At 74.5% G+C, this 11629-nt stretch carries 11 protein-coding genes; 3 read left to right on the top strand and 8 right to left on the bottom strand.

Annotated features, from left to right (window positions below; translation table 11 throughout):
- Window positions 1-95 precede the first annotated feature (95 nt).
- The 3 genes from zwf to pgl are packed head-to-tail and all read left to right on the top strand — an operon-like array spanning window position 96 to window position 3593.
- Window positions 96-1613 carry a glucose-6-phosphate dehydrogenase gene (gene zwf / locus QOZ88_RS07365; RefSeq protein ID WP_305999145.1) on the top strand — a complete coding sequence of 506 codons (1518 nt, stop codon included), beginning with the start codon at window positions 96-98 and terminating at the stop codon, window positions 1611-1613.
- 46 nt (window positions 1614-1659) lie between these two features.
- On the top strand, window positions 1660-2784 hold the full coding sequence (locus tag QOZ88_RS07370; protein ID WP_305999146.1) for a glucose-6-phosphate dehydrogenase assembly protein OpcA: 1125 nt from the start codon (window positions 1660-1662) through the stop codon (window positions 2782-2784).
- The gene (gene pgl, locus QOZ88_RS07375) at window positions 2781-3593 is read left to right on the top strand and encodes a 6-phosphogluconolactonase (protein ID WP_305999147.1); all 813 of its coding nucleotides are present in this window, start codon (window positions 2781-2783) and stop codon (window positions 3591-3593) included. Before QOZ88_RS07370 ends, pgl begins: the two co-directional genes overlap by 4 nt.
- Window position 3594: 1 nt before the next feature.
- On the opposite strand, the gene QOZ88_RS07380 is transcribed toward pgl, so the two are convergent.
- The 8 genes from QOZ88_RS07380 to QOZ88_RS07415 form a co-directional block, all read right to left on the bottom strand.
- Entirely contained in the window at window positions 3595-3936 is a 342-nt protein-coding gene (locus QOZ88_RS07380) for an RNA polymerase-binding protein RbpA (RefSeq protein ID WP_305999148.1), read from the bottom strand.
- Between the two features lie 127 nt (window positions 3937-4063).
- Window positions 4064-4300: a preprotein translocase subunit SecG gene (gene secG / locus QOZ88_RS07385; RefSeq protein ID WP_236826701.1), complete on the bottom strand. Its 237-nt coding sequence runs from the start codon at window positions 4298-4300 to the stop codon at window positions 4064-4066.
- An 83-nt stretch (window positions 4301-4383) separates the two neighbouring features.
- Window positions 4384-6135, bottom strand: coding sequence for an ABC transporter substrate-binding protein (locus QOZ88_RS07390; protein ID WP_305999149.1), 1752 nt, complete (start codon window positions 6133-6135; stop codon window positions 4384-4386).
- 71 nt (window positions 6136-6206) lie between these two features.
- A complete protein-coding gene (gene tpiA, locus QOZ88_RS07395; RefSeq protein WP_305999150.1) occupies window positions 6207-7028 on the bottom strand; it encodes a triose-phosphate isomerase in 822 nt (273 codons plus the stop codon).
- Window positions 7029-7041: 13 nt separating this feature from the next.
- Window positions 7042-8235: a phosphoglycerate kinase gene (locus QOZ88_RS07400; protein WP_305999151.1), complete on the bottom strand. Its 1194-nt coding sequence runs from the start codon at window positions 8233-8235 to the stop codon at window positions 7042-7044.
- The gene (gene gap, locus QOZ88_RS07405) at window positions 8235-9239 is read right to left on the bottom strand and encodes a type I glyceraldehyde-3-phosphate dehydrogenase (protein WP_091930531.1); all 1005 of its coding nucleotides are present in this window, start codon (window positions 9237-9239) and stop codon (window positions 8235-8237) included. The genes QOZ88_RS07400 and gap overlap by 1 nt, the downstream gene beginning before the upstream one ends.
- A gap of 308 nt (window positions 9240-9547) precedes the next feature.
- Window positions 9548-10528 carry a DNA-binding protein WhiA gene (whiA, locus tag QOZ88_RS07410; protein ID WP_091930636.1) on the bottom strand — a complete coding sequence of 327 codons (981 nt, stop codon included), beginning with the start codon at window positions 10526-10528 and terminating at the stop codon, window positions 9548-9550.
- A 134-nt stretch (window positions 10529-10662) separates the two neighbouring features.
- Complete coding sequence (locus tag QOZ88_RS07415) at window positions 10663-11628, bottom strand: gluconeogenesis factor YvcK family protein (RefSeq protein ID WP_305999152.1); 966 nt, start codon at window positions 11626-11628, stop codon at window positions 10663-10665.
- Window position 11629: the final 1 nt, after the last annotated feature.

Below are 11629 nucleotides of genomic sequence, written 5' to 3' on the forward strand. Positions count from 1 at the left end.
CGGACGATGACTCTCTCCCCGCTGCGCGGCCCGCTCGTGTCCCTCTCCACCCTGCGCCGCCCGCTCGTGCCCCTCTCCCGGCTGCGCGGCCCGCGATGATCCCCAACCCGCTGCGCGACCCCCGGGACCGGCGGCTGCCCCGGGTACCCGAGCCGTGCGCCCTGGTCGTCTTCGGCATCACCGGTGACCTGGCGCGCAAGAAGCTCCTCCCCGCCGTCTACGACCTCGCCAACCGGGGCCTGCTGCCCACGAACTTCGCCCTGCTCGGCTTCGCCCGCCGCGACTGGGGGGACACCGAGTTCGCCGAGCTCGCCCGCGACGCGATCCGGCAGCACGCCCGGACCCCGTGGCGCGAGGAGGTGTGGGAGCGGCTGGCCGGCAGCGTCCACTTCGTGCAGGGCTCGTTCGACGACGACACCGCGTTCGACGAGCTGGCCGGGGCCCTCGGTGAGCTGGAGGGCTCCCACGGCATCGGCGGCAACGCGGCGTTCTACCTGTCGATCCCGCCGTCGATGTTCCCCGTGGTGCTCAAGCAGATGCAGCGCACCGGCATGGCCGAGAACACCCCCGGCCGGTGGCGCCGCGTCGTCGTCGAGAAGCCGTTCGGCACCGACCTGGCCTCCAGCCGGGAGCTCAACGCCCTCGTCGACTCCGTCTTCAGCGCCGACGACGTCTTCCGCATCGACCACTACCTGGGCAAGGAGACGGTCCAGAACCTGCTGGCGCTGCGGTTCGCCAACAGCCTGTTCGAGCCGATCTGGAACGGCCACCACGTGGACTCGGTGCAGATCACCATGGCCGAGGACGTCGGGATCGGTGGCCGGGCGAGCTTCTACGAGAAGACCGGCGCCGCCCGCGACGTGCTGCAGAACCACCTGCTGCAGCTGCTGGCGCTGACCGCGATGGAGGAGCCGGTCGAGTTCTCGGCGGAGGAGATCCGCACCGAGAAGCTCAAGGTGCTGCGGGCCGTCTCACTGCCCGAGGACCTCGCCACCTCCGCGATCCGCGGGCAGTACGAGCAGGGCTGGCTCGCCGGCCAGCGGGCGAAGGGCTACCGCCAGGAGGACGGCGTCGCCGACGACTCCACCACCGAGACCTACGCCGCCGTCCGGCTCGGCGTGGAGACCCGCCGCTGGGCCGGCGTGCCGTTCTACCTGCGCGCCGGGAAGCGGCTGCCCCGCCGGGTCACCGAGATCGCCCTGGTCTTCAAGCGCGCGCCGCACCTCCCCTTCGCCGACACCGACACCGAGGAGCTGGGCAACAACCAGCTCGTCGTCCGCGTCCAGCCCGACGAAGGGGTCACCCTCAAGTTCGGGTCGAAGGTTCCGGGCAGCGTGATGGAGGTCCGGGACGTGTCCATGGACTTCCTCTACGGCGAGCAGTTCACCGAGACCAGCCCCGAGGCCTACGAGCGGCTGCTGCTCGACGTGCTGCTCGGGGACGCCACGCTGTTCCCGCGCAACGCCGAGGTCGAGGCCTCCTGGGCGGTGATCGACCCGCTCGAGGAGTTCTGGGCGGGGTCCGACCCCGAGCCCTACCGGGCCGGTGAGTGGGGGCCGCGCGCGGCCGACGCGATGCTGGCCGCCGAGGGCCGCCGCTGGCGGCGACCGTGACCGCCCCGCGCACCACCAGGCCGCAGCCGCGAGCGGAGGAGACCCCGTGACCACCCTCTGGGACACCACCGGATCCGCGGTGGTCAAAGAACTGGCCGCCCAGCGCCGCACGGGCGGCGCCGTCCTCTCCGGCGTGGCCCTGACCCTGGTGGTCGTGGCCGACGAGAGCCGGGTCGCCGAGGCCGAGGAGGCCGCCACCCATGCGGCGGAGATGCACCCCTGCCGGCTGCTCGTCGTCGTCCGCCGCCAGATCGACGCACCGGTCCCCCGCCTCGACGCCGAGGTGCAGATCGGGGGGCGGCTGGGCCCGGGCGAGGCGGTGGTCATGCGGATGTACGGCCGCCTGGCCCTGCACGCCGAGTCCGTCGTCCTCCCGCTGCTGGCCGCCGACGCGCCGGTCGTCGCCTGGTGGCACGCGCCCGCGCCCGACCGGCTGGCCACCGACGCGCTGTCCGTCGTCGCCGACCGCCGGGTCACCGACAGCTCCCTCGCGGACGACCCGCTGGAGGCCCTGCGCACCCGCGGGCAGGACTACGTGCCCGGCGACACCGACCTGGCGTGGACCCGCGGCACGGCCTGGCGGGCCACCCTGACCTCCACCCTCGACGCCGTGGCCGGGCGCCGCGGAGAACCGGTCCGGGTGCTCGGCGGCCGGCTCACCGGCGCTCCGCGGAACCCGACCGCGCAGCTGCTGGCCGGGTGGCTGTCCTCCCGCGCCGGGTGCCCGGTCGACATCGAGGCCGGGCAGCGGTCCGCCGGCCCCTCGGGCGTGGAGGAGGTGACGCTGCGGCTGGACCAGGACGAGGAGGTCCGGGTCGCCGCCGACCACCGCGGCGGGGCGGTCATCACGCAGCCCTACCGGCCGGACTCGACCGTCGCCCTCTCGGAACGCGTGCTGGGCGACCTGCTCAGCGAGGAGCTGCGCCGGCTCGATCCCGACGAGCCCTACGCCGACGCGCTCTCCTCCGCCACCGGCCTCGCCGGCCTGGCGGAACGCGCGCGCTCGCGCCAGCACATCTGGTTCGACCCCGCCGAGTCCGACGAGGAGGACGAGCGGCTGGCACCCACCGTGCCCGGCGACTCCGACGACTCCGACGAGGCCGCTCTCGGCGGGGAGCGGGACGCCGAGGAGCCCGCACCCGCCGACGTCCGACCAGGGAGGACCTCGTGACCCACTCCCCCGGCGACCGCGTCGCCGCCGAGCTCGCCGCCGGAGGGCCGCCCCCCGACGTCGTGATCGAACCCGACGCCGACCGGCTGGCCCGCGCCGTCGCCGAGGCGCTCGTCGCCCGGCTCGCGGCCGCCCAGGCGGTGCACGGCACCGCATCGGTCGTGCTGACCGGCGGCGGCATCGGCATCGCCGTACTGGAACGGGTGGCCGGCCTGGCCGTGGAGCCGGTGCGGGAGACCGTCGACTGGACCGCGGTCGACGTCTGGTGGGGCGACGAGCGCTTCGTCCCGGCCGGGGACGCCGAGCGCAACGACGGGCAGGCCCGCACCGCCCTGCTGAACCGCGTCGGCCTCCCCGCGGAGCGGGTGCACGCGATGCCGGCCGCGGACTCCGGCCCCGGTTCACCCGAGGAAGCGGCCGAAACCTACCTGGCCGAACTGCGCGCGCACGCGCCCGACGGCGCCGACCTGCCGCGCTTCGACGTGCTGCTGCTCGGCATGGGACCCGAGGGCCACACTGCGTCGATCTTCCCCGGCTCCCCCGCGGTCCGTGACGAGCGACCGGTGCTCGCGGTGCGCGACTGCCCCAAGCCACCGCCCACCCGCGTCAGCCTCAGCTACCCGGCGATCAACAGCGCCGAGGAGATCTGGATGGTCGTCTCCGGCGAGGGCAAGGCCGAGGCCGTGGCCGCGGCCCTGGGTGGCGCCGACCCCGTCGACCTCCCGGCCGCCGGGGTGCGCGGCACGCGCGCCACCCGCTGGCTGCTGGACGCCGGTGCCGCGTCGCGGCTACCGCGGTCGGGGGGCTGACTCAGCCGCCGCGCCGCACGCGCAGCCGGTCGAGGGCCTCCTCGAGCAGGGCGTCGCCGTCGGCGTCGCTGCGCCGCTCGCGCACGTAGGCCAGGTGGGTCTTGTAGGGCTCGATCCGCGGCTCCGGCGGCGGGGCGGTCCGGTCCTGCCCGGCGGGCAGCCCGCAGCGCGGGCAGTCCCACAGCTCGGGCACCTCGGCCTCGCTCGCGAGCACCACGCGGGTCTCGTGCCCGTTGGCGCACCAGAAGGGGATCCGCCGGCGGGGCGCGGACTCGCCGCGCTCCGCCTCTCCGACCGGACCCGCTCCGACCCGGGTGCCCCGGATCGCATTCCCACCAGCCACGTGTGCCCCCTGATAGTCCGTCCGGGCGCGGCGACGCCGACCGCCGCGGGAGGAGTCTAGGGCCTGGTGGGGCGCATCCCGGTCACGTTTGCGTGCCGGTTGTGAGCCGGCCCACCCGCGCGTGAGGTCAGGGGGTGACCTTGATCAGGATGCCGAGGCCGACGATGCACACGGTCCAGACCAGCGCCGTCAGCACGGTCAGCCGGTTGAGGTTCTTCTCGACCACCGACGACCCGGAGAGCGAGGAGGAGACCGAGCCGCCGAACATCGAGGACAACCCGCCCCCCTTGCCGCGGTGCAGCAGGATGAGCACCACGAGCAGCAGGCTGCTGAGGACCAGCAGCACGTTGAGGACCAGCTCCATTGACCTCTCCGGAAGGTTGTCGGCGACCGGCGACGGCCGCCAGCTCTGTGTTCGAGCGTAGCCGACGGGCGGGGGTGCCCCGGTCAGCGGACGCCGGCGGTGGCGACGTCGTAGCCGTCGTAGGGCCGCATGACCAGCCCGTTGCGCAGCCGCTGCCCCGCCAGCAGCTGGATCCGGGTCTCAGCCAGGGGCACGTAGGCCGCCCGGGCCTGCGCCGCCGCGGCGACCTCGGCCCACTCGGCGTCGCCGGCCCGCGCCCGGTCGACCAGCGCGTCGATCTCCGGGTCGGCCAGCCGTGCGTAGTTCGGGTTGCCCACCCGGGCGATGCTGCGCGTGTCGACCAGCGGCACCAGGAACGACCCGGGCGTCGGGAAATCGGCGGTGCGGGTGGCGAGGACGAGCCCGTAGCCGCTGGCGGCGACGTTGTCGGGGTTGCCGACGTCGGTGGCGTAGAAGGCCGCCGGGTCCAGCGGGCGGACCTCGACGTCGATCCGGACCTCGGCGAGCTGGGCGGCGATCTCCTCGGCGACCGCGACGCTGCTGCTCACGTCGGGCACCGCCAGGACGGTGGCGAACCCGTCGGGCCGCCCGCAGTCCTCCAGGGCGGCGCGGGCGGCGTCGAGGTCCGGTTCCTGCTCGCCGCCGTCGGGTCCGCCGGGCAGCGCCCGGGGCCACAGCGAGCTGCTGCGCACCGCGTCGACCGCGCCGCCGAGCGCAGCCTGGACACCGCGCCGGTCGACGGCGGCGGCGACGGCGGCCCGGCAGCCGGCGTCGTCCATCGGCGCGACGTCGGTGGGGAGCGCGAGCAGGCGCACGGCGCCGGTGGTGATGTCGTCCACCCGGTCCATCAGCTCCTCGCCACCGTCGCCGGCCAGGCGGGCCGTCGTGGCCGGCATGACCCCGGTGCCCGAGATGTCGAGGTCGGCCGAGCCGGCCAGCAGCGCCTGGTCGCGGGCCAGGCCGGAGAGCCCCGTGCGCACCACGACGCTGTCGGGCAGCGCCGTGCGCACCTCGTCGGTGGCCGGGTCCCACTCGGGGTTGCGCTCCAGCAGGATGCCGGTCTCCGGATCCACCGAGGAGATCGCGTAGGGGCCCGAGGACACCGGGTCGGCGCCGTACTCGCCGCGGGTGTCGGCCTCCGCCGGCACGGGGCTGGCCGACGGCAGGGCCAGCACGTAGGGCAGGTCCGGCTGCGGGACGCGCAGCCGGAAGACGACCGTGCGGTCGTCGGGCGTCTCGATCGAGCTCAGGACGGGGTCGTCCTCCTCGGTGGAGTACGGCCCCGGGTAGGGGTTGGCCGGGTCGTCGAGCAGGCCCACCAGGTAGGTGGGGCCACCGACGATCACGTCGGAGGCGAACGACCGCTGGATGCCGTACTTCACGTCGCCGCTGGTGATCGGCCGGCCGTTCTCGAAGCGGACCCCCTCCTTGAGGGTGAACGTCCAGCTCAGCCCGTCCTCGGAGACGGTGCCGAGGTCGGTGGCCAGGTCGGGCACCAGCTCGGTCGTCCCGCCGGGCGCGCTGGAGAACGTCACCAGGGTGCGGGCGTAGAGCCGCATCAGGTTCCACACGCCGGGCAGGTAGGAGCGCTGCGGGTCCAGGCTGTCCAGCGCGGGTGCGACCACCCGCAGCGTGCCGCCACGCTCCTCCGACGGCGACCGGACGCCCTCGACACCGGCATCGGGACCGTCGGCGAGCACCGGCACGTCGGCCCGCCCGCCCGTGCCACCGAGGCAGCTGACGGCGAGGACGACGACCAGCGCGATGGCGGCGGCCGAGCCCAGCAGGCGCCGCGGCGACCAGCCCCGGGCCCAGGGCGGGAGCCGGTCGGTCATGCGCTCTCGCGTCGAAGGCTCCACCTGCTGCCCACCCCCATCCGTGTCCGGCCGGGAGCGGGCAGCAGGGTTCAGCTACCGCCCGCGGCGATCCGGCAGATCTGCGCGAATTCGTCGGCGTCCAGGCTGGCCCCACCGACGAGTGCACCGTCGATGTCCGCGCCGGCCAGGATCCCGGCCGTGTTCGCGGCCTTCACCGACCCGCCGTAGAGGATACGGACGCCCAACCCCGTCTCGCCGCCGAATCGCTCGGCGAGCCGCGCCCGCAGCGCCCCGCAGACCTCCTGCGCATCCTCCGGCGTGGCCACCTCGCCGGTGCCGATGGCCCACACCGGCTCGTAGGCGATCACGAAGGCGCCGCCCGGTGCCGCCACCTGCTCGGCGGTGAACCCCTCCAGCGCGGCGTCCAGCTGCCGGGTGCAGTGGGCGACGTGCTCGCCGGCCCTGCGGACGTCGAGCCCCTCCCCCACGCACAGGATCGGCACGAGGCCGTGCCGCACCGCCGCCTGCACCTTCGCGGCGACGACCGCGTCGTCCTCGGCGTGCAGCGCACGCCGCTCGGAGTGCCCCACGGTCACGTACCCGCAGGCCAGCGCGCTCAGCATGGCCCCGCTGACCTCACCGGTGTAGGCGCCGGAGTCCTGGGCGGAGAGGTCCTGGGCGCCGTAGCCGATGTCGAGCTTGTCGCCGGCCACCAGCGTCTGCACGCTGCGCAGGGCGGTGAACGGCGGGAGGACGACGACCTCGGCGGCCTCGAGCTCCTCCTCCTTGAGCGAGAACACGACCTTCTGGACCAGCCCGATGGCCTCCAGGTGGGTCATGTGCATCTTCCAGTTGCCGGCGATCAGCGGCCGGCGGCCCTCGCGGGCCGGGGTGGGCCGGGTGCGTGCCATGTCCGCTCCTCGCTCAGTCGGCCAGCACCGCGAGGCCCGGGAGGTCCCGGCCCTCGAGGTACTCCAGCGACGCGCCGCCACCGGTGCTGATGTGCCCGTACGTGCTCTCGTCGAGGCCCAGCGCCCGCACCGCGGCCGCCGAGTCCCCGCCGCCCACGACCGACAGCCCGTCGACGGCGGAGACCGCCTGCGCCACGCCGCGGGTGCCCGCCTGGAACGGCGCCAGCTCGAAGACGCCCATGGGCCCGTTCCAGAACACCGTGCGGGCGTCGCCCAGCGTGGTGCCGAACAGCTCGACGGTCCGCGGGCCGACGTCCAGGCCCATCTGGTCGTCGGGGATGGCGTCGACCGGCACGGTGGTGGTCGGGGCGTCCGCGCTGAACTCCGGCGCGCAGACGACGTCCACCGGCAGGACGATGCGGTCGCCGGCCTCGGCCAGCAGCCGGCGGCAGGTCTCCACCTGGTCGGCCTCCAGCAGCGACTTCCCGACTCCATGGCCCTGCGCGGCGAGGAAGGTGAAGCACATCCCGCCGCCGACGAGCAGCCGGTCGACCTTGGGCAGCAGCGCCTCGATGACCGCGAGCTTGTCGCTGACCTTGGACCCGCCCAGCACCACCACGTAGGGCCGCTCCGGCTCCGTGGTCAGCCGGGTGAGCACCTCGAGCTCGCGGGCGACCAGCCGTCCGGCGGAGTGCGGGATCCGCTCGGCGACGTCGAAGACCGAGGCGTGCGCACGGTGCACCGCACCGAACGCGTCGTCCACGTAGACGTCGGCCAGCGCCGCGAGCCGGTCGGCGAGCGCACCCCGCTCGGCGTCGTCCTTGCTCGTCTCGGCGGCCTCGAAGCGGACGTTCTCCAGCAGCAGCACGTCGCCGTCACCGAGGGCGGCCGCCTTCTCGCGGGCGTCCTCCCCGGCCACGTCGGCGGCCAGCGGCACGGTCGTGCCGAGCAGCTCGCCGAGGCGGGCAGCCACCGGCGCGAGCGAGAACTGCGGGTCGGGCGTGCCCTTGGGGCGGCCCAGGTGCGCCGCCACGACCACACGGGCCCCGGCCTCCCGCAGCGCCTGCAGGGTCGGCAGGCTGGCGCGGATCCGGCCGTCGTCGGTGATCGCGCCGGTCTTCTTGTCCAGCGGGACGTTCAGGTCGGCGCGCAGGAGCACGCGCCGACCCGAGACACCCTCGGCGATGAGGTCGTCGACGGAGCGCATCAGAGGGACTTGCCCACCAGGGTGGTGAGGTCGACGAGGCGGTTGGAGTAGCCCCACTCGTTGTCGTACCAGCCCAGCACCTTGACCATCGGCCCGAAGACCTTGGTCAGCGTGGCGTCGTAGATGCACGACGAGGGGTCGGTGACGATGTCCGAGGAGACGATCGGCGCGTCCGTGTAGGTGAGATACTTGCCCAGCGGGCCGGCGGCGGCCTCGCGGTAGGCGGCGTCGATCTCGTCGGCCGAGGCCTCGCGGGAGACCTGGACGGTGAGGTCGGTGGCCGAGCCCGTGGGGACGGGCACGCGGATGGCGTAGCCGTCCAGCTTGCCCTTGAGCTCCGGCAGGACCAGGCCGATCGCCTTCGCGGCGCCGGTGGAGGTCGGCACCATGTTGAGGGCGGCGGCGCGGGCACGGCGCAGGTCCTTGTGCGGGCCGTCCTGCAGGTTCTGGTCGGCGGTGTAGGCGTGGATGGTGGTCATCAGGCCGCGCTCGATGCCGAAGGCGTCGTTGAGCACCTTGGCCAGCGGCGCGAGGCAGTTCGTGGTGCAGGAGGCGTTGCTGATGATCGTCTGCGAGCCGTCGTACAGGTCGTCGTTCACGCCCATGACGATCGTGATGTCGTCGTCGGTGGCCGGCGCGGAGATGATGACCTTCTTGGCCCCACCGGCGTCGACGTGCTTGCGGGCGTCGGCGGCCTTGGTGAAGAAGCCGGTCGACTCGACGACGACGTCGACGCCGAGGTCGCCCCAGGGCAGGTTGGCCGGGTCGCGCTCGGAGAGGACCTTCATGGTCGTCCCGCCGATCTTGATGCCCTCGCCGTCGGCGGCGACGTCCTCCTTGAGGACGCCCAGGATGCTGTCGTACTTCAGCAGGTGGGCCAGGGCCTCGTTGCTGGTGAGGTCGTTGACCGCCACGATCTCGATGTCCTGACCGCTGGCCGCGGCGGCCCGCCAGAAGTTGCGGCCGATCCGGCCGAATCCGTTGATGCCTACCCGGACCGTCACTGCAGACCTCCCATGGGAACCGTCACGTCGGTTGCCGCGCTGACCGCGCGGCCTCGCTCCGTGCAGACCCTATCGGTCGCGGTGGGAGGCGGCTCCCGCTCCCTGTTGATCAGGTCACCTGATCGTTCCGGGTCCTGGCTCAGCTCCGACGCTGAGCCAGGACCCCCCACGGTGAGCCAGGACGCCGGGACGGCCGGGTGACGTGCTGGAACTGCCTCGTCCCGGGACCCGCAGGTGACGTGCTGGAACAGCCCCGCTGCAGGGCCGCGCCGCGAGCGTGCGAGGCGGTTCGGGGCAGCGAAGCCTTGTTACTGCGCCAGCATGTCGTCGGTGACGACGGACTCCGTGTCCGGGATGCCGAGGTCCTTGGCGCGCTTGTCCGCCATGGCCAGCAGCCGCCGGATGCGGCCGGCGACCGCGTCCTTGGTCATCGGGGGGTCGGCCCGCTGGCCGAGCTCCTCCAGCGAGGCCTGCCCGAACTCCAGGCGGAGCCGGCCGGCGACCAGCAGGTGCTCGGGGGCGTCCTCGCCGAGGATCTCCAGCGCCCGCTCCACCCGCGCGCTCGCGGCGACGGCGGCCCGCGCGGACCGGCGCAGGTTGGCGTCGTCGAAGTTCGCCAGGCGGTTGGCGGTGGCCCGCACCTCGCGGCGCATCCGCCGCTCCTCCCAGGCCAGCACCGCGTCGTGCGCACCCATCCGCGTGAGCAGCGCGCTGATCGCGTCGCCGTCCCGCACGACCACCCGGTCGGCGCCGCGCACCTCGCGGGCCTTGGCGGCGATGCCCAGCCGGCGGGCCGCGCCGACGAGCGCCATGGCGGCCTCCGGGCCGGGGCAGGTGACCTCCAGCGAGGACGACCGGCCGGGCTCGGTCAGCGAGCCGTGGGCGAGGAAGGCACCCCGCCAGGCCGCCTCGGCATCGTTGATGCTGCCGGAGACGACGGCCGGCGGGAGGCCGCGCACCGGGCGGCCGCGCTGGTCGACCAGGCCGGTCTGGCGGGCCAGCCCTTCCCCGTGCTTGGCGATGCGGACGAGGTAGCGCACGCCCCGGCGGATGTTCCCGCCCGCGAGCACGCTCACGCCGCTGGTGTAGCCGTAGACCTCGCTGATGTCCCGGCGCAGCCGTCGGGCGACCGAGCCGGTGTCCAGCTCGGCCTCGATGACCACGCGGCCACCCACGATGTGCAGGCCGCCGGAGAACCGCAGCAGCGCGGTCACCTCGGCCTTGCGCTCGGAGGTCTTCGTGCACTCCACCCGGGAGAGCTCGTCCTTCACCATGGCGGTCATCGCCATGCCGTCCACCCCCACGTTCCCCCGGAGGTTCCCGCCCCCGCAGTCCGGGTCAGCGTCATGTACGCCGTCCCCTCTCCCCCTCGTGCCGGCCGATCGGCCGTCCACCTGGTACCCGCTCGCATCCCGCTACCCGTTCACCGCATCCCGACCACGGAGGCCAGGGCCGCGGCCAGGCGCCCCGGGTCGTGCCGCGGCGCTCCGTCCGGCTCGGCGACCGGCGCCAGCAGCAGCTCGGCACCGCACCCGCGGACCGCGTCAAGCAGACCACGGCGGTCAACCACCGACTCCACGTCCGCGATCACGGTGTGCAACGCCACTCCGTCCAGATGGGCCTGCAGCACGGCCAGGTGCTCCTCCGGGGAGAAGCCGTCCGTCTCGCCGGGCTGCGGTTCCAGGTTGAGCACCACCACCACCCGCGCACCGGTCGCCGCCAGCGCCGCGCGGAGCCGGGGCACGAGCAGGTGCGGCAGCACCGAGGTGTACCAGGATCCGGGGCCCAGCGAGACCAGGTCGGCCGCGGCGATGGCGTCGAGCACCGCCGGGTGCACCACCGGATCGGCCGGCGCGAGCCGGATCTCCCGGACCCGCCCCGGGGTCGCGGCGATCGCCACCTGGCCGCGGATGGTGCGCACCCGGGCGGGGTCGTCGCGGTCGGCGGTCTCCACCCGGGCGACCAGGTCGAGCGGTTCGTCGGCCATGGGCAGCACCCGGCCGGAGGCCCCGACCAGCGAGCACAGCTCGTCGAGGGCCCGGACGGTGTCGCCGCCGTACATCTCGGTCAGCCCGGTGAGCAGCAGGTTGCCGACCGGGTGGCCCGCGAGCACGCCGCTGCCGCCGAAGCGGTGCTGGAACAGCGCGGCGAGGGTCTGCTCGCGCTCGGCCTCCCCGGCGAGCGCGGCCAGGGCCATCCGCAGGTCACCCGGGGGCAGCACGGGCATCTCGCGCCGGATCCGCCCCGACGACCCGCCGTCGTCGGCCACCGTCACCACGGCGGTCAGCTCCGGGGTGATCCGCCGCCAGGCCGCCAGCGCCGCGGCGAGCCCGTGGCCGCCGCCGAAGGCGACCACCCGGGGCGGCCGCCCCGCGATCGTCGTCCGCACC

It is taken from the genome of Blastococcus carthaginiensis, from assembly GCF_030731085.1.
GTDB lineage: Bacteria > Actinomycetota > Actinomycetes > Mycobacteriales > Geodermatophilaceae > Blastococcus > Blastococcus carthaginiensis.

Bases quoted from the DNA above. Each gene is read 5' to 3' on its own strand.
- secG (WP_236826701.1), bottom strand. From the start codon at position 4,300: ATGGAGCTGGTCCTCAACGTGCTGCTGGTCCTCAGCAGCCTGCTGCTC.
- whiA (WP_091930636.1), bottom strand. From the start codon at position 10,528: ATGGCGATGACCGCCATGGTGAAGGACGAGCTCTCCCGGGTGGAGTGC.
- QOZ88_RS07390 (WP_305999149.1), bottom strand. From the start codon at position 6,135: ATGACCGACCGGCTCCCGCCCTGGGCCCGGGGCTGGTCGCCGCGGCGC.
- zwf (WP_305999145.1), top strand. From the start codon at position 96: ATGATCCCCAACCCGCTGCGCGACCCCCGGGACCGGCGGCTGCCCCGG.
- tpiA (WP_305999150.1), bottom strand. From the start codon at position 7,028: ATGGCACGCACCCGGCCCACCCCGGCCCGCGAGGGCCGCCGGCCGCTG.
- QOZ88_RS07400 (WP_305999151.1), bottom strand. From the start codon at position 8,235: ATGCGCTCCGTCGACGACCTCATCGCCGAGGGTGTCTCGGGTCGGCGC.